This window comes from Dactylosporangium sp. NPDC005555 (genome assembly GCF_040605635.1).
Classification (GTDB): Bacteria; Actinomycetota; Actinomycetes; order Mycobacteriales; family Micromonosporaceae; genus Dactylosporangium.
Genome location: NZ_JBEXDG010000033.1, coordinates 43045 through 68730 on the forward strand (window position 1 = coordinate 43045; position 25686 = coordinate 68730).

General features: G+C 73.5%; 23 protein-coding genes. 15 read left to right on the plus strand and 8 right to left on the minus strand.

Going from position 1 to position 25686, the window contains the following annotated elements; genetic code table 11:
- Positions 1-25 precede the first annotated feature (25 nt).
- Positions 26-427: a hypothetical protein gene (locus ABZS58_RS31310; protein WP_354786834.1), complete on the plus strand. Its 402-nt coding sequence runs from the start codon at positions 26-28 to the stop codon at positions 425-427.
- Here the strand turns inward: ABZS58_RS31310 and ABZS58_RS31315 are convergent.
- Positions 409-1095: a response regulator gene (locus tag ABZS58_RS31315; protein WP_354786835.1), complete on the minus strand. Its 687-nt coding sequence runs from the start codon at positions 1093-1095 to the stop codon at positions 409-411. The two genes, ABZS58_RS31310 and ABZS58_RS31315, sit on opposite strands and share 19 nt — an antisense overlap.
- Positions 1096-1147: 52 nt before the next feature.
- Between ABZS58_RS31315 and ABZS58_RS31320 the strand changes: the two genes are divergently transcribed.
- The gene (locus ABZS58_RS31320; RefSeq protein ID WP_354786836.1) at positions 1148-1396 is read left to right on the plus strand and encodes a hypothetical protein; all 249 of its coding nucleotides are present in this window, start codon (positions 1148-1150) and stop codon (positions 1394-1396) included.
- 55 nt (positions 1397-1451) lie between these two features.
- Here the strand turns inward: ABZS58_RS31320 and ABZS58_RS31325 are convergent, their stop codons facing one another.
- The 3 genes from ABZS58_RS31325 to ABZS58_RS31335 are packed head-to-tail and all read right to left on the minus strand — an operon-like array spanning position 1452 to position 4573.
- Positions 1452-2492, minus strand: coding sequence for a LacI family DNA-binding transcriptional regulator (locus ABZS58_RS31325; protein ID WP_354786837.1), 1041 nt, complete (start codon positions 2490-2492; stop codon positions 1452-1454).
- A gap of 9 nt (positions 2493-2501) precedes the next feature.
- Positions 2502-3596: a LacI family DNA-binding transcriptional regulator gene (locus tag ABZS58_RS31330; RefSeq protein WP_354786838.1), complete on the minus strand. Its 1095-nt coding sequence runs from the start codon at positions 3594-3596 to the stop codon at positions 2502-2504.
- An 11-nt stretch (positions 3597-3607) separates the two neighbouring features.
- Positions 3608-4573, minus strand: a complete 966-nt coding sequence (locus ABZS58_RS31335) for an acetylxylan esterase (protein WP_354786839.1) — start codon at positions 4571-4573, stop codon at positions 3608-3610.
- 177 nt (positions 4574-4750) lie between these two features.
- Between ABZS58_RS31335 and ABZS58_RS31340 the strand changes: the two genes are divergently transcribed.
- The 7 genes from ABZS58_RS31340 to ABZS58_RS31370 all read left to right on the plus strand — a co-directional run bounded on the left by ABZS58_RS31340 (position 4751) and on the right by ABZS58_RS31370 (position 14082).
- Positions 4751-5659, plus strand: a complete 909-nt coding sequence (locus ABZS58_RS31340; RefSeq protein WP_354786840.1) for an ABC transporter permease subunit — start codon at positions 4751-4753, stop codon at positions 5657-5659.
- A complete protein-coding gene (locus ABZS58_RS31345) occupies positions 5656-6501 on the plus strand; it encodes a carbohydrate ABC transporter permease (protein WP_354786841.1) in 846 nt (281 codons plus the stop codon). The genes ABZS58_RS31340 and ABZS58_RS31345 overlap by 4 nt, the downstream gene beginning before the upstream one ends.
- A 10-nt stretch (positions 6502-6511) precedes the next feature.
- On the plus strand, positions 6512-8158 hold the full coding sequence (locus tag ABZS58_RS31350) for an extracellular solute-binding protein (protein ID WP_354786842.1): 1647 nt from the start codon (positions 6512-6514) through the stop codon (positions 8156-8158).
- Positions 8155-9684, plus strand: coding sequence for a xylan 1,4-beta-xylosidase (locus ABZS58_RS31355; protein ID WP_354786843.1), 1530 nt, complete (start codon positions 8155-8157; stop codon positions 9682-9684). Before ABZS58_RS31350 ends, ABZS58_RS31355 begins: the two co-directional genes overlap by 4 nt.
- Entirely contained in the window at positions 9681-10352 is a 672-nt protein-coding gene (locus ABZS58_RS31360) for a hypothetical protein (RefSeq protein ID WP_354786844.1), read from the plus strand. Before ABZS58_RS31355 ends, ABZS58_RS31360 begins: the two co-directional genes overlap by 4 nt.
- Complete coding sequence (locus ABZS58_RS31365; protein ID WP_354786845.1) at positions 10349-12286, plus strand: alpha-glucuronidase; 1938 nt, start codon at positions 10349-10351, stop codon at positions 12284-12286. The genes ABZS58_RS31360 and ABZS58_RS31365 overlap by 4 nt, the downstream gene beginning before the upstream one ends.
- Before the next feature lie 128 nt (positions 12287-12414).
- On the plus strand, positions 12415-14082 hold the full coding sequence (locus tag ABZS58_RS31370; protein ID WP_354786846.1) for a cellulose binding domain-containing protein: 1668 nt from the start codon (positions 12415-12417) through the stop codon (positions 14080-14082).
- Between the two features lie 19 nt (positions 14083-14101).
- On the opposite strand, the gene ABZS58_RS31375 is transcribed toward ABZS58_RS31370, so the two are convergent.
- Positions 14102-14773, minus strand: a complete 672-nt coding sequence (locus ABZS58_RS31375) for a helix-turn-helix domain-containing protein (protein ID WP_354786847.1) — start codon at positions 14771-14773, stop codon at positions 14102-14104.
- A 100-nt stretch (positions 14774-14873) separates the two neighbouring features.
- Between ABZS58_RS31375 and ABZS58_RS31380 the strand changes: the two genes are divergently transcribed.
- Both ABZS58_RS31380 and ABZS58_RS31385 read left to right on the plus strand, forming a co-directional pair.
- Positions 14874-15620, plus strand: a complete 747-nt coding sequence (locus ABZS58_RS31380) for a Crp/Fnr family transcriptional regulator (protein ID WP_354786848.1) — start codon at positions 14874-14876, stop codon at positions 15618-15620.
- A 24-nt stretch (positions 15621-15644) separates the two neighbouring features.
- On the plus strand, positions 15645-15932 hold the full coding sequence (locus ABZS58_RS31385) for a DUF1905 domain-containing protein (protein WP_354786849.1): 288 nt from the start codon (positions 15645-15647) through the stop codon (positions 15930-15932).
- Here the strand turns inward: ABZS58_RS31385 and ABZS58_RS31390 are convergent.
- Positions 15929-16840 carry a M56 family metallopeptidase gene (locus tag ABZS58_RS31390; RefSeq protein WP_354786850.1) on the minus strand — a complete coding sequence of 304 codons (912 nt, stop codon included), beginning with the start codon at positions 16838-16840 and terminating at the stop codon, positions 15929-15931. The two genes, ABZS58_RS31385 and ABZS58_RS31390, sit on opposite strands and share 4 nt — an antisense overlap.
- Positions 16837-17196 carry a BlaI/MecI/CopY family transcriptional regulator gene (locus ABZS58_RS31395; RefSeq protein ID WP_354786851.1) on the minus strand — a complete coding sequence of 120 codons (360 nt, stop codon included), beginning with the start codon at positions 17194-17196 and terminating at the stop codon, positions 16837-16839. Before ABZS58_RS31395 ends, ABZS58_RS31390 begins: the two co-directional genes overlap by 4 nt.
- Before the next feature lie 316 nt (positions 17197-17512).
- Between ABZS58_RS31395 and ABZS58_RS31400 the strand changes: the two genes are divergently transcribed.
- From ABZS58_RS31400 to cydD, 3 genes are all read left to right on the plus strand, one after another.
- Complete coding sequence (locus ABZS58_RS31400) at positions 17513-18883, plus strand: cytochrome ubiquinol oxidase subunit I (RefSeq protein WP_354786852.1); 1371 nt, start codon at positions 17513-17515, stop codon at positions 18881-18883.
- 10 nt (positions 18884-18893) lie between these two features.
- Entirely contained in the window at positions 18894-19901 is a 1008-nt protein-coding gene (gene cydB, locus ABZS58_RS31405) for a cytochrome d ubiquinol oxidase subunit II (protein WP_354786853.1), read from the plus strand.
- Between the two features lie 188 nt (positions 19902-20089).
- Complete coding sequence (gene cydD / locus ABZS58_RS31410; RefSeq protein ID WP_354786854.1) at positions 20090-23971, plus strand: thiol reductant ABC exporter subunit CydD; 3882 nt, start codon at positions 20090-20092, stop codon at positions 23969-23971.
- Here the strand turns inward: cydD and ABZS58_RS31415 are convergent.
- The gene (locus ABZS58_RS31415; protein ID WP_354786855.1) at positions 23856-24206 is read right to left on the minus strand and encodes a hypothetical protein; all 351 of its coding nucleotides are present in this window, start codon (positions 24204-24206) and stop codon (positions 23856-23858) included. The genes cydD and ABZS58_RS31415 overlap by 116 nt on opposite strands.
- Positions 24207-24540: 334 nt before the next feature.
- Between ABZS58_RS31415 and ABZS58_RS31420 the strand changes: the two genes are divergently transcribed.
- The gene (locus tag ABZS58_RS31420; RefSeq protein WP_354786856.1) at positions 24541-25668 is read left to right on the plus strand and encodes a cellulose binding domain-containing protein; all 1128 of its coding nucleotides are present in this window, start codon (positions 24541-24543) and stop codon (positions 25666-25668) included.
- Positions 25669-25686 lie beyond the last annotated feature (18 nt).

The following is a 25686-nucleotide window of genomic DNA, read 5'->3' on the forward strand; positions in this document are numbered from 1 at the left end:
CCGCCCGACGACGTCTGGAGCCCCCATGCGCAGACCTGTCCTGGCGCTCGCATCGGTCGCGCTGACCCTGGTCGCGACCGCCGCCTACGCCCTGACCAGCACGTCCCCGGCACTCGCCGCCGGACCCACCGCCGCCCAGCTGCTCGCCAAGACCGCCACCTGCAGCCAGGTGTCCAACGGGAAGTACGCCACCGACGACGGCGGCGCCGAGACCGTCGCGATCTGCAAGAACGGCTCGGCGTACTTCTGGACCGCCGACATGGACATCGACTGCGACGGCATCTCCACGTCGCGCTGCAACGCCTCGACCGACCCCTGGTACCAGGCACAGACCTCGTTCACGACGTCGACCGGCGCGTACTTCACCTCCGACGTGACCCGCTACTTCGTCGTCCCGCTGCCCAGCAGTCACAGCTCCAGGCGGTAGCCGAGGCCCGGCTGGGTGACGAGGTGCTGCGGGCGGGCGGGGTCGCGTTCCAGCTTGCGGCGCAGGTTGGCGAAGTGGACCCGCAGATAGTTGGTCTCCGTCTCGTACCGGGGACCCCACACCTCCCGCAACAGCCGGCGGTGCTCGACGAGGGTGCCGGGGGAGCGGGCCAGGACCTCGAGCAGATGCCACTCGGTGGGGGTGAGGCGGACCTCGCCGGCCGGGCCGACGGCGCGTTTCGCGGACAGGTCCAGGGTGAACGCCGCCGTCGTGACGACCGCCGGGCCGGCCGCGGCGCCGGTGGGCGGAGAACCTCGGCGCAGAGCGGCGCGGATGCGGGCCAGGAGCTCGTCGACGCCGAACGGTTTCGTGACGTAGTCGTCGGCGCCGGCGTCGAGGGCCGCGACCTTCGCCGGCTCCGAGTGGCGCGCCGACAGGACGATGATGGGCACCTCGCTCCATCCGCGCAGGCCCTTCACCACCTCGATGCCGTCGAGGTCGGGCAGGCCGAGGTCGACGATCGCGAGATCGGGGTGGTGGTTGCCGGCCGAGATGAGGCCTGCCGCGGCGGTGCCGGCCGTGTCGACCTGGTAGCCGCGGGCGGTGAGGTTGATCCGCAGCGCCCGCAGCAGCGGCTCGTCGTCGTCGACGATGAGGATCCGGCTCACGATCCGTATTGTCCCCCGGGCGGTGCGGGGCCGGCCCGGTAGGGTCGCGAGGGTGTCGTCGCCCATCTCGCTGACCGGACCCGGCAGCCACCGCCTCGAGCGGAAGCCCGGCGTCGGTGTCGTCGTCATCGGGCCGCAGGGCAGCCGGCCGCAGCCGGACCTGGTCGTCGAGGCCGGCGACGCGATCGACTGGACCGTGTTCGACCCGTTCACCGTCCCGGCGGGCTATCCATGGCCGCGCCGCATCGTGTACGACGGCGACGACACAGGCTTCGTCCGCTGGGCGGACAGCGGGGCATGACGGGCGGCGGCGGCATCATGGGCGGGGCATCGCGAACGGGGCATCGCGGGCGGCATCATGCGCGCGGGGGAGCTGTGCTGGCGCGGACGACGAGCTGCGTGGCGAGCTCCACCCTGCCCGGCTCGACCGGCTCGCCGACCGCCAGCTGCAGCACCATGCGCGCCGCGGTGGCGCCCATCTCGGCGAACGGCTGCCGGACCGTCGTCATCGGCGGGCCGCACCACCGGGTGACCTCGATGTCGTCGAAGCCCACGACGCTGACGTCGTCGGGGATGCGCCGGCCGAGGAGCCGGGCGGCCTCGTAGACGCCGAGCGCCTGCAGGTCGTCGCCGCACAGGATCGCGGTCGGCGGGTCGGGCAGCGACAGCAGCTGCCGGCCGAGCAGGACCCCGTCGTCGAAGTGGAAGCGGCCGTGCCGCAGCAGCACCGGATCGAGGGGCACGCCGGCGGCGTCGAGGGCGCCGCGGCAGGCCTCCAGGCGGGCGCGGGCGCACAGGTACTCCATCGGGCCGGTGATGACGCCGACCCGCCGGTGACCGAGGTCGAGCAGGTGCCGGGTCGCGGCGATCCCGCCGCTCCAGTTGGTCGCGCCGACCGACGGGATCGAGTGCATCGGCTCACCCGTCGGGTCGAGCACGACCATGGGCACGCCGCTCGCGGTGAGCTGCTCGTATTGCCGGGCCCGGAACGCCGAGTTGACGGCGATGACCCCGGTCGGGCGGCGGGCGAGGAGCCGGTCCGCGGTGCGCCGCCCGCCGGGTGCCGGACCCTGCAGGTCGGTGAACCCGACGGCGAGCCCGCGGTCGCGGACGACCTGCTCGACACCGCGGAGGATCTCCATCGCGAGGTGGCTCTCCAGGCCGTAGAACGCCACCTCGACGCTCGGCGACGCGGCCGCGGACCCGCCGCGCCGGTAGCCGTGCTCGCGCAGCAGCGCCTCCACGCGGTCGCGGGTCTGCACCGCGATGCCGGACCGGCCGTTCAGCACCTTCGAGACCGTCGGCGGGGACACGCCGGCGAGCTGCGCGATCGCCGCGACCGTGACCTCGCCGCGGCGCCGGCGGCCGCCCTGACCCTGCGACTTCCCGGAATCCACGGCGCCAGTCTATGACCGTGCCGAAGACATGGAAATGTTTCCGAGCGCCGCCGTGCTGGCCCGCACCACCAGCGGGGTGGCCAGTTCGAGGCGGGTCGAGTCGAGGGGCTCACCGGCGATGAGCGTCAGCAGCATCCGGGTGGCGAGCCCGGCCATCTCGGTCAGCGGCTGCCGGACCGTGGTCAGCGGCGGGATCGACCAGCGGGCCTGCTCCAGGTCGTCGAACCCGACGACGCTCATGTCGTCGGGGACCCGCAGGCCGCGCTCGTACAGGGCCTCGTAGGCGCCGCGGGCCATCTCGTCCGCTGCCGCGAAGACGGCCGTCGGCGGCGTGGGCAGGTCCAGCAGTGCCAGGGTCTCCCGGTGGCCGGTCGGGCTGGTGAAGTCGCCGGTGCGCTCGTAGCCGGCGGGGACCGGCAGGCCCGCGGCGTGCATCGCGGCCCGGTAGCCGTCGACGCGGGCCCGCGAGCACAGCACGTCGCCGGGGCCGCCGATGACGGCGATCCGCTGGTGGCCGAGCCCGATCAGGTGCTCGGTCGCGGTGAGCGCGCCGGTCCAGTTGGTGGCGCCGACCGACGGGACGCTCGGGTCGGGCTGCCCGGCCGGGTCGACGACCACGACGGGGATGCCGAGCTCGGCGAGGCGCGCCCGCTGGTCGGCGGCCAGTTCCGACAGCACGAGCAGGACCCCGTCGGAGCGGCGCGCCGCCAGGTGCTCCAGCCACCGCCGGTCCGGCGCGGTGCGGGTGCGGCCGCGAGGTTCGAAGCGGTTCCGCTCAGCGTCCCTGTCGACGTGTGGTGTGTGCCGGACGGCGGAGACGACGACGCCGGTCCCGGCGCGGTGCGCGACCTCCTCGACGCCGGCCAGGATCTGCATCGCCCAGGCGCTGCCGAGGTCGACGAACACGACGTCGATGAGGCCCGCGGTGCGGGCTGGCGGGTTGCGGCGCGGCAGGTAGCTGCGGGCGCGGAGCAGCTCCTCGATCCGCTCCCGGGTGGCGGGGGCGACGTCGTGGCGGCCGTTGAGCACCTTGGAGACGGTCGGCACGGAGACGCCCGCCTCGGCGGCGATCTCCGCCATGGTGGCCCTGCTGCGCGACGTCATAGCCCGCGAGTCTACGGCGAAAGTTTCGAGCGCAGCCAGTCCAGCTGGCGGCGCACGTGGACCGCGTCGCCGCCCTCGTGCCCGTTGAACGGGTAGGTGTGCATGGTGCGGTCCGCGCCGCCGTAGGCGTTGTACGCGGCGAACACCGTGCTCGGCGGGCACACGGTGTCGCGCAGCCCGGCGCCGAAGTGGCCGGGTGCCCGCGCCCGGCGGGCGAGGTGGACGCCGTCCACATAGGACAGCGTGCGCCAGACGTGGTCCCCGGCGTCGCGGTGCACCGCCAGGTACTGCGCGATCTCGCCGTAGGGCGGGGCGTCGGTGAGCGCGACGGCCCGCTCGAAGTGGCACAGGAACGGTGCGGTCGCGAGCAGCGCCGCCAGGTCGGGGACGAGGCCCGCGACCGCGAGGGCGAGCCCGCCGCCCTGGCTGTTCCCCAGCGCCGCGACCCGTGCCGGGTCGACGCCGGGCAGGGCGCGCACCGCGTCGACCGCCCGCACCGCGTCGGTGATCAGCCGCCGGTAGTGGTAGTCGTGCGGCGACCGGATGCCCCGCGTGACCGGCTGGAGACCGCCGGCGTGCGGGTCGGGGGTGTCGCCGCCGCTGCCGAACAGGTCGCCCTGACCGCGGTTGTCCATCAGCAGGTGCGCGTACCCGGCGGCGACCCAAATGAGCCGCTCGTGCGGCAGGCCGCGGCCCCGCCCGTACCCGGCGAACTCCACGACGGCCGGCAGCGCCCCGGAAACGCCGGCGGGACGGCTGAACCAGGCCCGGACCGGGTCGCCGCCGAAGCCCGCGAAGGTGACGTCCCAGGTGTCGACGAGCCGCAGCCCGGTTGCCACGCGGGCGGCCGACACGACCGGCGGCACGGACCGCGCGTCGCCGAGCGTCGAAGCCCAGAACGCGTCGAGGTCCGGCGGCTCGGCGATCCGCGGCGCGTACCGGCGAAGCTCGGGCAACGGAAGGTCGAACTGCGGCACGGGCGCCTCCTCGCGGGTCGACCGAAAGTTTCCAATGCCACGCGCGAAGGCGGCCGGTCCAGTGTGCGCAGGTCATGCGCCGCAGATCGAGTCCTTGACAGCACGTAGTGATGAATCTACATTGCCCAATGCCTGGCCGAATGTTGCCGAAACTTTCGAAGATGCGGAAGGGGGAACATGGGACGCCGCACCTGGCGGGTCGCGCTGCGGCGCGACTGGCAGCTGTACTCCCTCGCCGTGCTGCCGCTGCTGTTCTTCGTCGTCTTCCGGTATCTGCCGATGGCCGGCAACGTCATCGCCTTCCGGCGGTTCCGCCCCGGCGGCGACCTCTTCGGCGACACGTGGGTCGGCCTGCGCTACTTCAGGATGTTCTGGCAGGACCCCACGTTCTGGCACGTCTTCACCAACACGCTGGTCCTCGGCGGGCTCACCCTGCTGCTCGTCTTCCCGCTGCCGATCGTCCTGGCGCTGCTGCTCAACGAGGTCCGCGCCCGCCGGCTCAAACGCCTCGTGCAGACCATCTCCTACCTGCCGCACTTCCTGTCCGTGGTCGTCGTCGCCGGCATCGTCATGCAGCTGCTCGCGCTCGACGGCGCGGTCAACGCGGGGCTGCGCGCGGTGGGCGCCGACGCCGTGCCGTTCCTGCAGCGACCCGGCTGGTTCCGCACCGTCTACATCTCCTCCGAGATGTGGCAGACCGTCGGCTGGGGCACCATCCTGTACCTCGCCGCCCTGACCACCATCGACCAGGAGCTCTACGAGGCGGCCCGGATCGACGGCGCGAGCCGGTGGCGGCAGACGTGGCACGTCACGCTGCCCGGCATCCGTCCGACGATGGTGACGCTGCTGATCCTCAACATCGGCACGTTCCTGTCCGTCGGGTTCGAGAAGGTCCTGCTGCTGTACAACCCGCTGACCTACCCGACCGCCGACGTCATCTCCACCTACCTGTACCGGGTCGGCGTCGTCTCCGGCAGCTTCAGCTACGCCGCCGCGATCGGCCTCTTCGAGTCGGTCATCGGCCTCACCCTCGTGCTCACCGCGAACGTCGTGTCCAGACGAACGGTCGGAGCGGGCCTGTGGTGAGACGCGCCGTCCTCGGGCTGATCCTCACGGGCGTCGTGGTGGTCACGCTGTACCCGTTCGGCAACGTCGTCGCCCGCTCCTTCAGCGACGAGCAGGCGATCCAGGCCGGGAAGGTGAACCTGCTGCCGCGCGGGTTCAACACGACCACCTACGAGGTCGTCATGGCCGACCCCGCGTTCTGGACCGGCTACCGCAACACGCTGCTCTACACCGTCGTCGCCACCGCGATCTCGATCGTGCTGACCACCTGCTACGCCTACGTGCTGTCGAAACGCCATCTGAAAGGCCGGGCGCTGCTCGTCGGCGCCGCCGTCTTCACCATGTTCTTCAACGGCGGCCTCATCCCCAACTACATCCTCGTCAGCGGCCTCGGGCTGCGCAACACGATGTGGGCGGTGGTCCTGCCCAACGCCGTCAGCGTCTTCAACCTGCTCGTCATGAAGGCGTTCTTCGAAGGGCTGCCGGTCGAGCTCGAGGAGGCCGCCGCAGTTGACGGCCTCGGCGCCTACGGCATCCTGTGGCGGATCGTGCTGCCGCTGTCGAAGGCGGTCATCGCCACGATGGTCCTGTTCTACGCGGTGGCCTTCTGGAACTCGTGGTTCCCGGCGTTGCTGTACATGGACGACGCCGACATGTTTCCGGTGACCATCTACCTGCGCAACCTGATCGCCGGCTCCACCGGCGGGTCCGACATCTCCACGCCCTCGGACACCGCGATGCAGATCGCCGCCAACATCCAGGCCGTGACGATCGTGCTCACCGCCCTTCCGATCATGCTCGTCTATCCGTTCGTCCAGCGGTACTTCGTCTCCGGGGTCACCCTGGGCGCGGTCAAGGGATAAGGAGTCTTCGATGTTCGAGGTGAAACGGCGCACCCTGCTCGGCGCGGCCGGCGCCGCCGCGCTCGTCTCGCTCGCCGGCTGCGGCGAGGACGAGGATCCCGCGAAGGGTCAGGACTACACCGGGCACCGTGACGGCGCCATGGACGGCTACGGGATGGGCGCGCAGTTCACCGCCACCCAGCCGCTGACGTTCTCCATCATGATGCTCAGCAACGCGGCCTACCCGTACAAGGCCGACTGGCTGTTCTTCAAGGAGCTCACGAAACGCACGAACGTGACCCTGCAGGCCACCGTCGTGCCCGGCAGCGACTACAACCAGAAGCGCAGCGTCGTGGTCGCCGCCGGCGACGCGCCGATGATCATCCCGAAGACGTACCACCCCGACGAGGAGGCGTACATCGCCGGCGGGGCGATCCTGCCGGTCAGCGACCACCTCGACCTCATGCCGAACTTCCGCGACCAGATCGCGAAGTGGAACCTGCGGTCCGACCTCGACACGCTCCGGCAGGAGGACGGCAAGTTCTACCTGCTGCCCGGCCTGCACGAGGACGTGTGGTCCGACTACTCTCTCGCCGTGCGCACCGACGTGCTGCAGCAGCTGAACCTGGGGATCCCGAAGACGTGGGAGGACCTGCGGACCGTGCTGCGCGCGATGAAGGCCGCGCACCCCGACGTGTACCCGTTGTCGGACCGGTGGAGCAGCCCGCCCAACCCCGGCGGCAACAACCTGCTGTCGATGATCGGCGCCGCGTACGGCACCCAGGCCGGCTGGAGCTACCAGCACACCAGCTGGGACGACGCGGCGAAGGCGTTCGTCTACACGGGCACGACCCCGCAGTACAAGCAGATGATCGAATACCTCAACTCGCTCGTCACGGAGAAGCTCGTCGACCCGGAGAGCTTCACCCAGTCCGACGACATCGCCAAGCAGAAGTTCGCCAACGGGAAGTCGTTCGTGATGAGCTGCAACGCGCAGACCCTCGTCAACGAGCTGCGCCCGAGCATCGCGAAGATCGCCGGGGCGACCGTGCTGAAGATCCCCACGCCGACCGGCCCGCTCGGCGACGTGAAGGTCGGCACCCGCCTGGAGAGCGGCGTCATGATCTCCGCCAAGGCCCGCGACAGCAAGCACTTCGTCGCGCTCATGCAGTTCATGGACTGGCTGTACTACTCGCCGCAGGGCAAACTGTTCGCCAAGTGGGGCGTGGACGGCACCACGTACACCGGCAGCGTCGACGACGGCAGCTTCAAGCTCGCCGCCGACGTCAACTGGGGCGGCCTCAACCCCGCCGGCACGAAGAACCTCCAGGTCGAATACGGCTTCCTCAACGGCGTCTTCGTCTACGGCGGCGCCACGAAACTGCTCGACTCCCAGTTCCCGAAGGAGGAGCAGGCGTTCCAGGACGTGATGAACGCCCGGAAGAACCAGCCGCTGCCGCCGCCGCACCCGCTCAACGCCGACGAACGCGAGCAGGCGACGCTGTGGGAGACGACGCTCAAGGACCACGTGAACCAGCAGACGCTGAAGTTCGTCCTCGGCACCCGGCCGCTCAGCGAGTGGGACGCGTACGTCGGCGAGCTCAAGGGCAAGAACATGACCCGCTACGTCGAGGTCGTCAACGCCGCCTACAACCGGTACAAGAAGAACCACGGATGACGGGCCGCCTCGGCGACGCGTGGCGGCACTGCGTCGGCGCCGGCCGCTTCGACCTCGCGCTGCGGCGTGACTACCAGGACTCCCTCGCGCTGCTGCAGCGGGACATCGGGTTCCGGCACGTCCGCCAGCACGGGCTGTTCAGCGACGGCGCCGGCGTGCACCGGCCCTACGAGCACGGCGGGTCGCGGCGGGTGCTGCACGCGTTCACCTACGTCGACCAGGTCGTCGACGCCTACCTGGAACTGGGGATCCGGCCGTTCGTGGAGCTCGGCTTCACGCCGTCGGGGCTCGCGTCCGGCGACCAGACCGTGTTCTGGTGGCGCGGCAACGTGACGCCGCCGCGGGACCGGGCCGAGTGGGTGGCCCTCGTGCGCGGCACGGTCGCGCATCTCGTCGACCGGTACGGCCTCGACGAGGTCCGCCGCTGGCCGATCGAGGTGTGGAACGAGCCGGACCTCAAGGACTTCTGGCAGCACGCCGACCAGGACGCCTACCACGAGCTGTACGAGGCCGCCGCGTGCGCGGTGAAGGACGTCGACGCCGGGCTCCAGGTCGGCGGCCCGGCCCTGTCGCCGGGCGCCGACGACGGATGGTTGCCGCGCTTCGCCGAGTTCGTCACCGCGCGCGGCGTCCCGGTCGACTTCGTGAGCCGCCACGCGTACACGTCCGGCGCCGCCCGGCACGTGCCGTTCGGCGTCCACCAGACCCTCGCACCGGCGGCGAGCCTCCTGGAGCAGTTCGCGGCGCCGCGCCGGCAGCTGTCCGGCAGCGCCCTCGCCGGGGTGCCGGTGCACATCACCGAGTTCAACTCCTCCTACCGGCCCGACAACCCGGTCCACGACACCGCGTTCCACGCCGCGTACCTGGCGCCGGTCGTCGCGGCCGCCGGGGACCTGGTCGACTCGTTCTCGTACTGGACGTTCTGCGACGTGTTCGAGGAGGCCGGGGTGCCCACGTCGCTGTTCCACGGCGGGTTCGGGCTGCTCACCCACCGGCAGATCCGCAAGCCCACGTTCCACCTGTACGCGTTCCTGGCCCGCATGGGCGACGAGGTCCTCGCCCGTGGCGACGACCACCTCGTCACCCGCGACGGCACCGGCCGGGTCACCGTCCTGGCCTGGGCGCCCGCGGACCACACCGGCCGGAACCCGCCCACCGGCGGCCACCGCCTGCGGCTGTCCGTCCCCATCGGAGGGTCCATCGGAGGGTCCATCGGAGGGCCCATCGGAGGGTCCATCGGTGGACCCCGGAACGCCTTCGTGGCGCGGTCGTCGGTGTCGGAGGAGGCGGGCAACGCCTGGGCCGCGTGGCGGGACATGGGCCGGCCGCGCTCGCCGCGTGCGCGGCAGCTCGACGCGTTGCGGGAGGCGTCCGAGCCCGCCCGCCGCCACCACAGCGTGCCGGTCGCCGGCGGGCGGGCCGACCTCGACCTGACCCTCGCCGCCCACGAGGTCACCCTCGTCGAGGTGACGCCCGTCCGCGACGAGACCCCGCCGTGGTGCGACGACGACCGGCTCCTTGGATGAGCCGCCCGTTCGGGACCGGGCCGCTGTCGCGGGTCGCGGCGCGCACCTACACGCTCCTCGTCGTGGAGGCGCTGTTCGCCGCCGCCACCGCACCGGGTCTCGCGCTGCTCGTGGTCCTCGGCCGGGACGCCGGCGACATCCCCCTCGCCGCCGTCGCGGCGCTGCCGGTCGGCCCGGCGCTGTCCGCGGCGCTGTTCGCGCTGCACCGGCAGCCGGCCGACCTCACCGACCTGCACCCCGCCGCCGCGTTCCTGCGTGGCTACCGGCTCAACGCCCTCGGCGCGCTGCGGATCTGGGCGCCGCTCCTCGCGGTGCTGACCGTCGTCGCCGTCGTGCTCGCGCACCGGTCGGCGGCGGGTGTACCGGCATGGTGGCTCGCCCTGCTCGTCGCGCTCGCGGCGGCGGCGACACTCGTCGCGGTCACCGCACTGGTCATCGTGTCGCTGTTCGTGTTCCGGCCCGGCGACGTCCTGCGGCTCGCGGTCCACTTCCTCGCCGGCCGGCCGGTGACCGCGCTCGGCGTGGCCGGCCTGCTCCTGGCCGCGGCCGCCGTCACGCTGCTCCTGTCCGAGGCGGTGCTGCTGCTCCTCGCCGCGGGATACGCCGCCGCGCTGCTGACGGTCACCCGCCCGATGATCGCCGGGATCAGGGAACGGTTCGTGGCGTGAGTCCCGGAGGGTTCGCGTCCGGCGGGGACGTGACCGGGGTCCACCCGGCGTGGCTGCCGCCCGAGGCGATGCGGCCGATCGGTGCCCGCACCGTGTCCGTGCACGGCGACGGGCTCGACACGGTCCGCGCCGAGGTCCGGCAGGCGTGCGACCGCCACGGCGGCGCCGTCGTCGCCGGCGGCGCCGACCTGGTCCTCACACTGTCCGGTGTGGACACCGGTCCGGACGGCTTCGTGGTGTCCCGCGACGGCGTGGTCACCACCGTCGCCGCCGAGGACCCTGCCGGGCTCCTCTACGGCCTGTTCCACGTCGCGCGGGTCGGCGAGGCCGCGTTCGGCGCCCCGCATCCGCCCGGCACGCACCGGCCCGCCCACGGCCGGCGGATGCTCGACCATTGGGACAACGTCGACGTGCACCCCGTCATGGGGCAGGTCGAACGCGGCTACTCGGGCGGCTCCCTGTTCTGGGACGGCGGGGCGCTGCGCGCCGACCTGACCCGGGTCACCGCCTACGCGCGGCTCCTCGCCGCGTGCGGCGTCAACGCCGTCACCGTCAACAACGTCAACGTCCACGCCACCGAGACGCTGCTGCTCACCGACCGGCTCGCCGACATCGCCACGATCGCGGACCTGCTGCGCCCGTACCACATCCGGATGCACCTGGCGGTGAACTTCGCCGCGCCGGTCGCCGACCTCGGCACCGCCGACCCCCTCGACGCGCGGGTCCAGGCGTGGTGGGCCACGGCGACCGACGGCGTCTACGCCGCGATCCCGGACTTCGGCGGGTACGTCGTGAAGGCCGACTCCGAAGGGCAGCCGGGACCGTACGGGTACGGACGCGACCACGCGGACGGTGCGAACGCCCTCGCGGCGGCGCTCGCCCCGCACGGCGGCGTCGTGCACTGGCGGGCGTTCGTCTACGACCACCGGCAGGACTGGCGGGACCGCACCACGGACCGGGCCCGCGCCGCGTACGAACACTTCGCGCCGCTCGACGGCCGGTTCCTCGGCAACGTGATCGTGCAGGTGAAGCACGGCCCGATCGACTTCCAGGTCCGCGAGCCGGTGTCGCCGCTGATCGCCGCGATGCCCGCCACGGACGTCGCCGTCGAGGTGCAGGTGACGCAGGAGTACACCGGCCAGCAGCGCCACGTGTGCTACCTCGCTCCGATGTGGAGCGAGGTGCTGCGCACCATTCGGACGGCCGGTCCGGTCGGCGTGTCCAACGCCGGCGACGACCCGTTCTGGACCGGGCACCCCCTCGCCCAGGCGAACCTGTACGCGTTCGGGCGGCTCGCGTGGGCGCCGGACCTCGACCCCCGCGAGGTCCTCGACGAGTGGATCGGCCTGACGTTCCCCGGCACCCCGGACGTCGTCGGGGAGACGCTGCACGCCGTCATGGACGACTCGTGGCGCACCTACGAGGACTACACGGCGCCGCTCGGCGTCGGGTTCATGGTCCGGCCCGGTCACCACTACGGCCCCGACGTCGACGGCTACGAGTACACGCCGTGGGGGACCTACCACTTCGCCGACCGGGACGGCGTCGGCGTGGACCGCACGTGCGCGACCGGGACGGGTTTCACCGGCCAGTACCCGCCCGTACTGGCGCGGCTGTACGAGTCGGTCCACGACTGCCCCGACGAGTTGCTGCTGTTCTTCCACCACGTGCCGTACGGGCACGTCCTGCACGACGGCGGCACCGTCATCCAGCACATCTACGACACCCACTTCGCCGGCGCCGACGCGGTGGCGGCCATGCGGGACCGCTGGGCCGCGCTGCCGGCGGATCTCGTCGGCCCCGCGTTCGCCGCGCGGGTCGCGGACCTGCTCGACGAGCAGGTGCGCGGCGCCGCCGAGTGGCGGGACCAGATCACCGCGTACTTCTTCCGCAAGTCGGGCGTCCGCGACGCCCACGGCCGCCGCATCCCCTGAGGTTTCCGCCGGCCGTGCAACGTTCACGGGCACCGCGATGTTTCGGACGGGTCCGGAAACATTGCCTTGTTGACACCGATCGATTGCTGCGACGCTCCGGGCCTCCTCACCCCCGGAAAGGAGCATCGATGAACCGACCTCAGCTGATCGCCGTCGCCGTCACGGCCGCCGTGACCCTTGCCGCCGGCGTCGCGGTCGCCGCCAGGACGGCCACCGCGGAAGCGGCGGTGACGGCGTCCACTGTGGAGGACGAGGGCGCCGGCTGCCCGGTGCCCGCCCTGCCCGACGCCGGCGCGCTGCCGACCGACGCGAAGCTGCCCGACCCGTTCAAACGCCTCGACGGCAGCCGCATCACCGCGAGATCCGACTGGCGGTGCCGCCGCGAAGAGGTGAAGCAGCTGGCGGAGAAGTTCGTCTACGGCGAGAAACCCGCGAAACCGCAGAGTGTCACCGGCACCGTGTCCAGCACCGGCGTCACCGTCAACGTCACCCACAACGGCAGGAGCGCCGGCTTCTCCGCCCGGGTGGAACTGCCGGGCGGCACCGGCCCGTTCCCCGCCGTCGTCGTCCTCGGCGGGTTCGGCGCCGACACCGCCGCGATCAAGGCCGCGGGCGCCGCCGTGATCAGCTACGACCCGTACGCCGTCGGCAAGGAGGGCACGCCCCGCAGCAACAAACAGGGCGCGTTCTACAGCGTCTACGGCGCGCAGAGCACCACCGGGCTGCTGATGGCGTGGGCGTGGGGCGTGAGCCGGATCATCGACGTCGTCGCCCAGTCCGACGGGCGGGTCCTCAGGGCCGACGCGATGGGCGTCACCGGCTGCTCCCGCTTCGGCAAGGGCGCGTTCGTCATCGGCGCGTTCGACCAGCGGATCGCGCTGACCATGCCGATCGAGTCCGGCAGCGCCGGCGCGCCCATCTTCCGCGGCATCCCCGGCGAGGGCGCGCAGAGCCTCAGCAGCGCCTACGGCGAGCAGCCGTGGCTCGGCGACGCGTTCGGCACGTTCACGGGCAACCCGAACCGGCTGCCGGTGGACACGCACGAGATGGTCGCCATGGTCGCGCCGCGCGGGCTGTTCATCATGGACAACCCGCACATCGCCAACCTCGGCCCGAGGTCCGCGAGCGTCGCCGCGCTCGGTGGCGCCGAGGTCTACAAGGCGCTCGGTGCGGGCGACAACATCACCTACTGGTCGGACGTGCAGGACGGCACCCACTGCGCCAACCGGCCCGAGTGGCGCACACCGCTGCAGCAGCACATCCAGAAGTACCTGACGAGGACCGGCAACAGTGCGGGCACCATCCGCATCTCCAGCCGGGCCGCCGGGCGCCTCGCCGACTGGGCCACCTGGCAGACCCCGGTCCTCAGCGACGGGCCGACGTCGAGCGCGAGCCCGAGCGCGAGCGGGAGCCCGAGCGCGAGCGGGAGCCCGAGCCCGAGCGGGAGCCCGAGCCCGAGCCCGAGTCCGAGCCGGTCCGGGTCCCCGTCCCAGTCGGCTTCCCAGCCCCCTGGTCAGGGGTGCACCGCCGTGGTCACCGTGCAGGACGTCTGGGACGGCGGGTTCGTCGCCTCCGCCCGGGTCACCGCCGGCGGCGCCCCGATCACCGGCTGGACCGTCCGGCTCGCGATCCCCGGCGGCACCGTCACCAACCTGTGGAACGGCAGGCTCACCGGTACATCGGTGGCCAACGCGGCCTGGAACGGCACCCTCGGCGCGGGCGCGTCGACGGACTTCGGCTTCCAGGGCACCGGCTCCGCCGCCGGTCTCGCCGCGACCGGCTGCACCGCCGCCTGAGTCCCTGTCCGGCGGGCGCTCAGGACCGCTGCCGCAGCGCCCGCCGGATCGTGGCGGCGACGGCCTCGGGATCGCGCTGGTCGTGCAGGACGATCACCGCGGTCCCGTTGCTCTTGCCGCCCGAAGGCTCCGCGAACAGCGACACCACCTCCGTCATCGCGGCGTCGAGCTCCGCGGCCGGCTCGGTGGTGTCGCGCCGCAGCCACCGGCGCAGCACGTGGTTGTGCGCCGACACGACGGCCGCCGCCATGAGCTCGGCCCGCAGCGCCGCGCCCGGGGCCGGACCCATCCACTCGGCGATGAACTCGCGGAACAGCCGCTGGTACCGCGCGACGGTGGCGATCTCCCGGTCCCGCAGCGTGGCGATCCGGCTGGTCAGCGCGTACCGCAGGCGGGCCCGGTCGCCCTCCTCCACGTACCGCAGCAGCACCAGCCGGACCGTTTCGGTGACCGCGACGATCGCGGTGTCGGCCTTGCTCGCCGTGGCCAGGCGCTCCTTGACGATCGCGAGCAGGCGGTCGTGATCGGGAAAGATCACGTCCTCCTTCGACCGGTAGTGGCGGAACAGGGTGGTGCGGCCGACGCCCGCCCGGTCGGCGATGTCGTCGGCCGTCGTCTGCTCGTAGCCCCGCTCGTCGAACAGCGCGAAGGCGGCGTCGACCAGCCGGTCTCGTACGGGAATCGCGGTCACGGTCCCATCCTTGCGTATCGCTCTGACCTGTTGCTTTCCGGTCGCGGTATCCAGTACCGTCTCGATGGTACGCGGTACCGCACCGTTTTGGGGAGGGCACATGGTCCTGGCGTTTCCGTCCGGCGCAGCGACTTCCGGGACCGCCGGCGCGCTCGCCTATGACCCGGTGCTGCGCTCGACCGACCTGTTCCGCAGCGTCGACCCCGACTCCGCGGCCGCCCTGGCGCAGGAGTTCGAGCGGCTCGACGCGGAGCGCGGCACGGTCCTGTTCGCCGAGGGCGACCCCGGCGACCGGCTCTACATCGTGCTGTCCGGCAAGGTGAAGCTCAGCCGCAGCTCCGGCGACGGCCGCGAGGGGCTCATGGCGCTGCTCGGCCCGACCGACCACTTCGGCGACTTCGAGCTGCTCGACGGCGGCCCCCGGGTCGTCGTCGCCGCCGTCGTGGCCGACGCCCGCCTCGCGGTGCTGCCCAAGACCGTCCTGGACCGGTGGATCGCGCATCACCCGCACGTGGCGGAGCAGCTGCTGCGCGTCATCGCCCGCGGCATCCGCGGCCACCGCGCCGCCGTCGACGACCGGCTCTTCAGCGACGTGCCCGGCCGGGTCGCCAGCCGGATCATCCAGCTCGCGCACCGCTTCGGCGTGGCCGAGGATGGCGCGACCCGGGTCGTGCACGACCTCACCCAGTCGGAGCTGGCGCAGTTCGTCGGCGCGTCGCGGGAGTCGGTGAACAAGGTCCTCGCCGAGTACGCCGCCCGCGGCTGGCTGCGCCTGGAGCACAAGTGCGTCGTCATCCTCGACAACGCGCCCCTGGCGCGCCGGGCGCAGCACGGCAGGCGCCGCTGACGTCGCGCATCTACGCTGGCCGGCGTGGATCTGGAGTTCAGCGGCGAGGTGTGGCACTGGCGCGGCCCGTCGCCGTTCCACTTCGTGACGGTGCCCGAGGACGACTGTGCGGTGCTGCGCTCGGCGGCGTCGCTCGTCACGTACGGCTGGGGCATGATCCCGGTCGCGGCGCGGGTCGGCGGCACGACGTGGACGACGTCGCTGTTCCCGAAGGACGGCGGCTACGTCGTGCCGCTGAAGGACCGCGTGCGCAAGGCCGAGGAGATCGACCTCGGCGACACCGTGACGATCCGCCTCGTCGTCGACGCCTAGATCGGCCAGTGCCGCAGCGCCCGGTCCAGCCACGGTATGACGAGCAGCACCGTCGGCAGCACCAGGATCGCGGCGGCGACCACGTAGACCGCGGCGCCGAGCCGGGCGTCGGTGCGCGGCGCGCCCGGCACCAGCCGGTCCAGGCGCCACCGGCGTTCGCGGTCGGGGTCCTCGGTGCCGGCCTCGATGCCGGTGGTGCCGGGTGCGTCGGCGAGGGTCCGCAGTGCCTCGCGCACCGGCCCGTCGCCGTGCTGCCGTCGTGCGGCGTCGTCCGCGAGTGCCTCCAGCAGCAGGTGTACGGCGTCGAGCGGTGCCCGGCTGCGCAACGGCGGCGGCACCGCCCGGTAGAAGGCGGTGAACGACTCCATCACCACGTCGTGCCGGGCGCGCAGGTGCGCCCGCTCGTGGGCGAGGACCGCGGCGACCTGCGGCTCGCTGAGCAGGCGCAGGGTGCCCTGGCTGAGCACGATCCTGGGGGAGCGGCCCGGCACGCAGTACGCGAAGGGCAGCCCGCCGTCGAGGACCCGCACCTGCCCGTCCAGGTCGGCCCGCTCCTCCGCCCGGTCGAGCAGGTCGGCGAGCAGCCGGTGCCGGGCGCGGCGCACGCGTGACCGGTACGCCACCTGCCACAACGAGACGAGCAGCCGCACGACGATCACGGCGGCCACCGCCAGGGCGGCGACGAGCGCGGCGGCGGCGAGGGTCTGGTCGGCGCCGTGCGCCCTGACGAGCTCCTCGGGCGCGGCGAGCACCACGCCGAGCGCGCACAGCACCGCGGCGAGGGTCACCGCCTGCCACAGCGCGACGGCGGCACCCGGCGCCCGCGCCGTCCAGCGGGCCCGCGCGAGGGGGCCGGGCACGACGAGCGACAGGGTCAGCCCGAGCGCGCCCAGCAGGAGCGCGGTCACCGCTTTTCGGCGGCCTTCAGCGCCGCCGTGAGGGCGTCGGCGCCGATCCGCCCGACGAAGTGCGCGAGGGCGGCGTCGCGGGCGGCGCCGTCGGGGGCGGCGCTGAGTGCGTCGAGCATGAGCGCCGCGGTCATCTCCTCGCGGGTCTGCGTGGCCGTGTACCGGTAGGCGCGGTCCGCCTTCTGCTGGGTGACGACGCCCTTCTTCGCGAGCCGGTCCAGCACCGTCATCACGGTGGTGTAGGCCAGGCCCCGCGCGGGGTCGAGCCGCTCGTGCACCTGCCGGACGGTCAGCGGCTCCGCGGCGTCCCACAGCCGCGCCATGACCTCGCGCTCCAGCTCACCGAGCCCGCTCATGCCGCCACCTCCGCTGCGCTCCGGCGTCGGCCTGAGCCAGAACTGTTACATGATGAGCGGCCCGAGCCGCTGCGCTGGCCGCTCATGCCGCCACCTCCGCTGCGCTCCGGCGTCGGCCTGAGCCAGAACTGTCACATGATGAGCGGCCCGAGCCGCTGCGCTGGCCGCTCATGCCGCCACCTCCGCTGCGCTCCGGCGGCCGAACCGCCGGCCCGATGGGCGGCCCCGGGCCGCTCACCCAGTGTAACCCACATTACGGTGCGCGTCGTACTACGACACGTAGTATGTACTACGAAGTGTCGTAGAGGGGGGTGTCATGGACGTGCTCGACCTGACACGGCTGCAGTTCGCCGTGGTCACGATCTACCACTACCTGTTCGTGCCGCTGTCGATCAGCCTGTCCGCGACCACCGCCGGCCTGCAGATCGCCTGGCTGCGCACCGGCGACGACAGGTACCGGCAGCTGACGATGCTCGTCGGCAAGCTGCTCATCGTCACCTTCGCCGTCGGCGTCGTCACCGGCCTGGTGCAGGAGTTCCAGTTCGGGCTCGCCTGGAGCGAGTTCGCCCGCTTCTACGGCGACGTCTTCGGCCCGACCCTCGCCATCGAGGGTATGCTCGCGTTCTTCCTCGAGGCGACGTTCCTCGCCCTGTGGTATTTCGGCTGGGACCGGCTGTCGCGCCGCGTCCACCTCGCCACCATCGTCGTCGTCGCGGTCGGCACCCTGCTGTCGGCGTTCATCATCCTCGCCGCCAACTCGTTCATGCAGCGTCCCGTCGCCTACGAGCTCGACCCGGTCACCGGCCGCGCCCACCTGACCAGCTTCCGGGAGCTGCTGCTCAACGAGGTGAACCTGGCCGCGTTCCCACACACCATGGCTGGCGCGGTCATGGTCGGCGGCGCGCTGCTGCTCGCCGTCGGCGCCTGGCGGCGTTTCGACACCCGCGACGGCGCCGCGTTCGCCACCCTCGCCCGGATCGGCGCGTGGATGACCGTCGCGGGCGGCGCGCTCACCGCCGTCACCGGCGACCACCTCGGCAAGGTCATCACCCAGGTGCAGCCGATGAAGATGGCCGCCGCGGAGGCGCTGTACAGCACCACGACCGGCGCGCCCTTCTCGCTCTTCTCCACCGGGGCCGGCGGCTTCAGCATCGAGGTGCCCCGGCTGCTGTCGATCCTCGCGTACGGCAGCCCGGACGCCACCGTCGCCGGCATCGACGACCTCCAGGCGCAGTACAGCGCCACGTACGGGCCCGGCAGCTACATCCCGATGGTCCCCGTCGCGTTCTGGACGTTCCGCCTCATGATCGGCGCCGGCATGCTCGCGACTGGGTTCGCGCTGCTGTACCTGTGGCGCACCCGGCGCGACCGTCGGCCGGGCAGGTGGCTGGTCCGGGGCGCGCTGCTGCTGCCGCTCCTGCCGTCCGCCGCGAACAGCCTCGGCTGGATCTTCACCGAGACCGCCCGGCAGCCGTGGATCGCGTTCGGTCTGTCGAAGGTCGCCGACGGCATCTCCCCGGGCCTCACCAGCGGCGAGGTCCTCGCGTCGCTGCTCGCCTTCGCCGCCGTCTACGGGGTCCTGGCCGTCGTCTGGCTGCGCCTCGTGCGGCATCTCGCCCGCAAGCCGCTCAGCACCGTCGACGCGGGCGCTCCGACATCGGCCGAGCCCGCCGCCGTGAGCTACTGAGGAGACCTCGATGAGCCTGGTCGTCATCTGGTACGCCCTGATCGTCCTCTGCTGGGTCCTGTTCTTCGTCCTGGAAGGCTTCGACTTCGGGGTCGGCCTGCTCAGCCCGCTACTCGGCCGCGACGATCACGAACGCGCCGCCGCCGTGCGGACCATCGGCCCCTTCTGGGACGGCAACGAGGTGTGGCTCGTCGCCGCGATCGGCGTCACGTTCGCCGCGTTCCCGTCCTGGTACGCCGCCCTGCTCGCCGGGCTCTACCTGCCGATGGTCGCGATCCTGCTGCTGCTCGCCGGGCGCGGCGTCGCCCTGGAGTTCCGCGGCAAGCACTCCGACCCCCGCTGGCGCCGCCGCTGCGACCTCGTGCTCGCCGGCTGCTCCGCCGGGGTCGTGCTGCTGTGGGGCGCGGTGCTCACCGTCTTCGTGCGGGGCCTCGCCCTCGACGCCGCCGGCGACGTCACCGGCGGGGGCCTCGGCCGCACCCTCACGCCGATCCTCACCCCGGCCGCGCTCGGCGGTGCGCTGGTCGCGTTGGTCGCGGCGGTCCTGCTGGGCGCCACCTTCCTGGCGCTGCGCACCACCGGCCCCGTCCGGCGGCGGGCCGCGCTGCTCGCCCGGCGGGTCTCCCTGGCCGCCGCGGTCGTCGCGCTCGTCGTCGCGGCCGGCTCCCTGGTGACCGGGGGTCCCGCGCTCGCCGCCGTCGTCGCGGTGCCGCTGGCCGCAATCGCCGTCCTGAGCCGCCGGCCGGGCACACGGTGGGAGGCGTCCGCGTTCGGGCTGACCGCGTTCGCCGTGGCCGCCGCCGTCGTCGGCGTGCTGACCGCCAACGGCGACGTCGTCCTGCCCAGCACGCTGTCCGGCGCGTGGTCGCTCACGATGGACGAGGCCGCCGCGACCGGGCCCGCGCTGCGGCTCATCAGCGCCGCCGCCGTCGTCGTGCTCCCCGGCGTCCTCGTGTACCAGGCCTGGTCCTACCGCGTGTTCCGGCAGCGCGTGTCGAGCGAGCGGATCGCCTCATGACCACCCCGGCCGCCCCCGCCCCCGCCCCCGCCGCGCAGACGGCAGCCGGCCGCGTCGTCACAGCCTCGGCCGTGTCCGGGGTGCCCGCTGCGACCGTTTCCGGGGTGTCCGCTGCGTCCGCGTCCGCTTCCGCTGCGTCCGCGTCCGGGGTGTCCGCGGCGACTGAGACAGGGACGTCCGCTGCGGCCGTGGCCGGGGCGACGGGCGCGACCGCCCGCAGGGTTCGGGGGCCGGTCGACCCGCGGCTGTTGCGGCACGCCCGCACCAGCCGTGCCGGGATCGCCGCGCTCGCCGTCATCGGCGCCGCGCAGGCCGCCGCCACCGTCGCCCTGGCCGTCGTGCTCACCGGCATCGTCGTCGGCCTCGCCGGCTCCGGCGGGGTCGGTGCCGGGGCCGTCGCCGCGCTCGCCGCCGTGTACGCCGCCCGGGCCGCGCTCGCCTGGGCGGAGCAGGTCGCCGGGCGGCGCACCGCGGCCCGTGTCACCGACGAGCTGCGCCGGTCCGTGCTGCACGCGGCGCTGCGCCGCGGACCCGCCTGGGTCGCCGGCTACGGCACCGGCAGGCTCGTCGCGGTCCTCGGCGGCGGGCTCGACGCGCTGCGGCCGTGGTTCAGCGGATACCTGCCGTCGCTCGTCCTCGGCGCCGCGCTCCCGCCGCTCGTCGTGGCCACGATGCTGTTCGTCGACCCTGCCTCGGCCGTCGTCGTCCTGGTCACCCTGCCGCTGATCCCGCTGCTCGGCGCGCTCATCGGGTGGGCCACCCAGCGGCGTGCCGAGGAACGCTGGCAGGCGGCCGCCCGCCTGGCCGGCCATTTCCTCGACGCGGTGCGCGGCATCGCGACGCTGCGCCTGTACGGCCGAGCGGAACGCCAGACCGCCGCCGTCGCCACGATGACCGACGGGCACCGCGCCGCGACCGTGCGGGTGCTGCGGGTCGCGTTCCTCTCCTCGACCGCCCTGGACCTGGTCGGCACGCTGTCCGTCGGCCTCGTCGCGGTCGAGGCCGGCCTCCGCGTCGCCGCCGGCCGCCTCGACCTCGGCCCGGCGCTGCTGGTCATCCTCCTGGCCCCGGAGGCGTACCGCCCGCTGCGCGAGGTCGCCGCCCGCTTCCACGCCTCCGCCGACGCGGGCGCCGTCATCGCCGACGTCGACGAAATCCTCACCGGTGTCGCCGCCGCCCCGCCGGCCACGGCCGTCGCGTCGGGTCCGGGTGTTGCGCCGGGTCCGGGTGTCGCGTCGGGTCCGGGTGTTGCGCCGGGTCCGGGTGTCGCGTCGGGTCCGGGTGTTGCGCCGGGTCCGGGTGTCGCGTCGGGTCCGGGTGTCGCGGCGGCGGGCCTGCGGGTCCGGCACGCGGGCGCGGCCGTCGACGCGGTGTGGCTGCCGCACCTGGCCGTCCACGGTGGAGAGATGGTGGCCCTCCGCGGGCCTTCGGGCGCGGGCAAGACCACAACGCTGCGGGTGCTCGCGGGCCTGCAGCAGCCGTCGGCGGGGACGGTGGCGGTGAGCGGGGCACGGCCGCTGTACCTGCCGCAGGACCCCACGTTGCCGCACGCCCGGACCGTCGCCGAAGCGGTCGCCCTCGACGGCGAGACCCGGCCCGACGACCGCACCGTCCTCGCCGCGCTGCGGACCGCCGGCCTCGACACGGAGATCCTCGCCATGCCCGGCGGGCTCGACACCCCACTCGGCGAACGCGGCCAGGGCCTCTCCTCGGGCCAGCGCCAGCGGCTCGCCCTCGCCCGGCTGCTCCGGCAGGCCCGCACCGCCCCCGCGGTGGTGCTGCTCGACGAGCCGACCGCCCACCTCGACGCCGCCGCCGAGCGTCTCGTCATCGCCGAACTCCACGCCCTCGCCGCCCGGGGCTGCGCCGTCCTCGTCGTCGCGCACCGCCCCGCCGTCCTCGCCGCCGCCGACCGGACCGTGCGGATCACGCCGCCCGGTCGTACCGCCGCGGCCGCGAACCCCGTCCAGGAGCACGCCGCCGTCGCGGCGCCGGCACCCACTTCTGAACGGGACCGTTCGCCGCGGTGGACGCGGCACGCGGGCGTGGCCGTCGCGCTCGGTGCGGCGTCGTGGCTCGCCGGGATCACGCTCACCGGGGCGGCGGTATGGCTGCTCGTCCGCGCCGCGGAGCTGCCGCCGGTGCTGACCCTGTCCGGTGCCGTGGTCCTGGTGCGGGGGAGCGCCGTGGCGAGGCCGCTGCTGCGCTACCTGGAGCGGCTCGTCTCGCACGAGGTCGCGTTCGCCCGGCTCGGGGCGTGGCGGGCCGAGGTGTACGCCGCCCTGGTCCCGCGCATCCCCGGCCCGGCCCAGCACCGCCGGGGCGACCTGCTCACCAGGGTCGTCGACGACGTGGACGCGCGGGTGGACGGGGTGCTGCGGGGGAGGCTGCCCGCGTACGCCGCCTGGGCCGCGCTCCTCGTCGCCGTCGCCGCCGCCGCGATGGTCAGCCCCACCGCCGCGGCCGCGCTCGTCGCGGGGCTCGCCGTCGCGGGGCTCCTCGCGCCGTGGCTCGCCGCCCGGCACGCGGGCCGGGCCGACGCCGCCACCGGCCGGGCCCGCGCCGAACTGCGCGACGCCGTCGTCGAGACCGTCGAAGGCGTCGAGGACCTCGCGACCCGCGACGACGCCGCCGCGCTCGCCGTCCCCGACCGCCGCAGCCGGACCCTGTCCCGCCTGGAGGCGGCGGCCGCGTCCACCGCCGGCGCCGCCTCGGCCCTCGCCCACCTCGGCTGGGGCGCCGCCGTCATTGGCGTGGCCCTCGCCGCGTCGGCGGGCACCCACCCCGCCGAGGTCGCCGCGATCCTCCTCCTCGGCGCGGTCGCCCTCGCCGAACCGGCACTCACCCTCCCCGACGCCGCCGTCGCCCGCCGCGCGGCCACCGGGGCCCGCGCCCGCCTGAACGCCCTCACCACCCTGCCCCGCCCCGTCATCCGGTCCACTTCGGACATGAAGGACGGACCGGCCGCCCCCACCGCCGCGGAAGGGGCCCGGCGTGCCGGCGACGCCACCGCGCGGTTGGACGGGGTGGCCGCTCCCGCCGCTGAGGAAGGGGTCCGGCGTGCCGGTGACGCCGTCGTGGGAAGGGGAGCGGGCGGGCGTCCGGTCGCCCGGAACGGCGCGGCCAGGGAGTCCACTGTGGACGACGGCGTCGTGCCGGCGGTGGAAGGGGTCCGGCGTGCCGGCGACGCCACCGCGCGTTTGGACGTGGTGGCCGCCCGTACCGCCGCGGAAGGGGTGCGGCATGCCGTCGTGGGAGGGGGATGGGGCGGGCGTCCGGTCGCCGGGTCCACTGTGGACGACGGCGTCCTGCTGGCGGTGGAAGGGGTCACGGCGGCGTGGGATCCGCGGCGGCCGGCGGCGTTGCGAGGGCTCGACCTCGAACTCCGGCAGGGGCGGCGGGTCGCGGTGTTCGGGGCGTCCGGCAGCGGCAAGTCGACCCTCGCGGCCGTCCTCGTCCGGATGCTCGACCCCGCGCGGGGTCGGGTGCGGCTCGGCGGGGTCGACCTGCGGGACCTGCCCGACGCCGTCCTGCGGACCAGGATCGGGCTGGTCGGGGATGCCGCGGACCACGTGTTCGCCACGACGGTGCGGCAGAACCTGAGGCTCGCCCGGCCGGCGGCGACCGACGACGAGGTGCGGGCCGCGCTCGGCCGGGCGCACCTCGGGACCTGGCTGGAGAGCCTGCCGGCGGGACTGGACACCTGGCTGGGGGAGGGCGGCGCGACCATCTCCGGCGGCCAGCGGCGCCGCCTGGCGATGGCCAGGGCGCTCCTCGCGGGCCCGCCGGTGCTGGTGCTCGACGAGCCGACCGAGGGCCTCGACGAGCAGGAGGCGGCGGCGCTCATGGCCGACCTGCTGGCCGCCGCCGCCGGGCGGACGGTCCTGCTGCTGACCCACCGAGGCGACGGCCTGGAACACGTCGACGAGGCATACGACCTGGAAGCGGGCCGGCTCAGGCGGCGAGCAGCCGCACCAGCACCTCGGTCAGCTCGTCTGCGGTCCGAGCGGACGACAGGGCAGACAACGGGGCAGACGACGGGTCAGACGACGGCTGGACGATGTGGCTGACGACGAGCCGCACGATCGAATCCGCCGCCAGCGCGACAACCCCGGGATCGTGGCCGGGCAGGTGCGTGGCGGCCCATTCGACGATGACGGGGCCGGCCATGGCCAGCACCAGTGACGACCGCGTCGTCAGGTAGGGCAGCAGGTCGTCGGCGCTGGTCAGGATCGACTTGATCAGCGGGTTGGCGCCGGGGAAGGTCGACCCGCGGCACAGCTGGAACAGCGACCGGCTCGTCACCAACGTGTTCCTGTTCCAGCTGCAGCGGCACAGCGACCATCACGCCAACCCGCTGCGCCGGTACCAGACGCTGCGCACGTTCGACGTGTCGCCGCGGCTGCCCGCCGGCTACGCGACGATGGTGGTCGTGGCCCTGGTCCCGCCGCTGTGGCGCTGGATCATGGACCCCCGGGTCCTGGCGCACACGGCGGCGACGCCTCCCTCGCCAACCGCGGCCGTAACTTTCACGCCCCACCCGCCGTGCGGCGCCCGATTGTTTGACCGAAGTCGATGCGCGAGCCTACCTTGCCGAGTCGAAGCGCTTCGACAACCGTCAATCGACAAGGGGCCCGTCATGCGAAGGCGCACCGCTGTAGTCCTGTCCACCGCGGCGATCGGCGTGGCCGCGGCCGGCGTCGTCGTCCTCACCGCGCCGCCCGCGTCGGCCGCCACCGGCTGCCGGGTCGCGTACTCCGTCGCCAACCAGTGGCCCGGCGGGTTCGGGGCGAACGTCACCGTCACCAACCTCGGCGACCCGGTCACCTCGTGGACCGTCGTCTGGTCGTTTGCGTCCGGACAGTCGGTGACCCAGGCGTGGAACGCGACCGTCACCCAGGCCGGGTCGCAGGTCACCGCCCGCAATGCCGGCTACAACGGATCCCTGGGCACGGGCGCGAGCACGTCGTTCGGGTTCAACGGATCCTGGACGGGGAGCAACCCGGTCCCGGCGGGCTTCACGCTGAACGGCACCGCCTGCACCGGCGGGGTCTCGAACAGCCCCACCCCGAGCCGGACGCCGTCGAGCACACCGTCGAGCACGCCGTCCAACGGGGTGCCGTCCGACGCGGCCTGGGTCGCCACCGGCGCGTGGGACCAGTGGACGAACAACGGGTACACCGTCATCAACGACGTCTGGGGCTCCGGCGCCGGGCCGCAGACCATCTGGGCCCGCACCGGCACCAACTGGGGCGTCGTCGCCGAGCACCCGCGGACCAGCGGCGTGAAGTCCTACCCGCACACCGGAAAGACCCTCAACCGGACGCTGAGCTCGCTGACCTCGGTGCGCAGTTCGTTCGGCGTCACCGTGCCCGCCGACGGCGACTACGCGACCGCCTACGACATCTGGGCGAACAACAACGCCTACGAGGTCATGATCTGGGCGAACCAGCACGGCGCGGTCGGCCCGATCGCCGAGTCCTACGACAGCAACGGCGCGGTCCCCAACGCCCGCAACGTCAGCGTCGGCGGCCACACCTGGAACGTCTACCGCGGCTCGAACGGCGCCAACGCCGTCTTCTCGTTCGTGCGGACCAGCACCACGAACTCCGGCACCGTCGACGTCCTCGCCGTCCTGAACTGGCTGCGGACCCAGAACTGGTGGGGCGACGTGACCGTGGGCCAGGTCCAGTTCGGCTTCGAGATCACCGGCACCGCCGGCCGGTCGTCGTTCACCAACGGCAGCTTCTCGCTCGACTACAGCTGACGCGCTGTCCGGCCGCTG

What these genes read in the sequence shown, in the direction of transcription:
- ABZS58_RS31310 (WP_354786834.1), top strand. Translation starts at nt 26, where the DNA reads ATGCGCAGACCTGTCCTGGCGCTCGCATCGGTCGCGCTGACCCTGGTC.
- ABZS58_RS31330 (WP_354786838.1), bottom strand. Translation starts at nt 3,596, where the DNA reads ATGACGTCGCGCAGCAGGGCCACCATGGCGGAGATCGCCGCCGAGGCG.
- ABZS58_RS31340 (WP_354786840.1), top strand. Translation starts at nt 4,751, where the DNA reads ATGGGACGCCGCACCTGGCGGGTCGCGCTGCGGCGCGACTGGCAGCTG.
- ABZS58_RS31350 (WP_354786842.1), top strand. Translation starts at nt 6,512, where the DNA reads ATGTTCGAGGTGAAACGGCGCACCCTGCTCGGCGCGGCCGGCGCCGCC.
- ABZS58_RS31355 (WP_354786843.1), top strand. Translation starts at nt 8,155, where the DNA reads ATGACGGGCCGCCTCGGCGACGCGTGGCGGCACTGCGTCGGCGCCGGC.
- ABZS58_RS31360 (WP_354786844.1), top strand. Translation starts at nt 9,681, where the DNA reads ATGAGCCGCCCGTTCGGGACCGGGCCGCTGTCGCGGGTCGCGGCGCGC.
- ABZS58_RS31370 (WP_354786846.1), top strand. Translation starts at nt 12,415, where the DNA reads ATGAACCGACCTCAGCTGATCGCCGTCGCCGTCACGGCCGCCGTGACC.
- ABZS58_RS31380 (WP_354786848.1), top strand. Translation starts at nt 14,874, where the DNA reads ATGGTCCTGGCGTTTCCGTCCGGCGCAGCGACTTCCGGGACCGCCGGC.
- ABZS58_RS31395 (WP_354786851.1), bottom strand. Translation starts at nt 17,196, where the DNA reads ATGAGCGGGCTCGGTGAGCTGGAGCGCGAGGTCATGGCGCGGCTGTGG.
- ABZS58_RS31400 (WP_354786852.1), top strand. Translation starts at nt 17,513, where the DNA reads ATGGACGTGCTCGACCTGACACGGCTGCAGTTCGCCGTGGTCACGATC.
- cydB (WP_354786853.1), top strand. Translation starts at nt 18,894, where the DNA reads ATGAGCCTGGTCGTCATCTGGTACGCCCTGATCGTCCTCTGCTGGGTC.
- ABZS58_RS31420 (WP_354786856.1), top strand. Translation starts at nt 24,541, where the DNA reads ATGCGAAGGCGCACCGCTGTAGTCCTGTCCACCGCGGCGATCGGCGTG.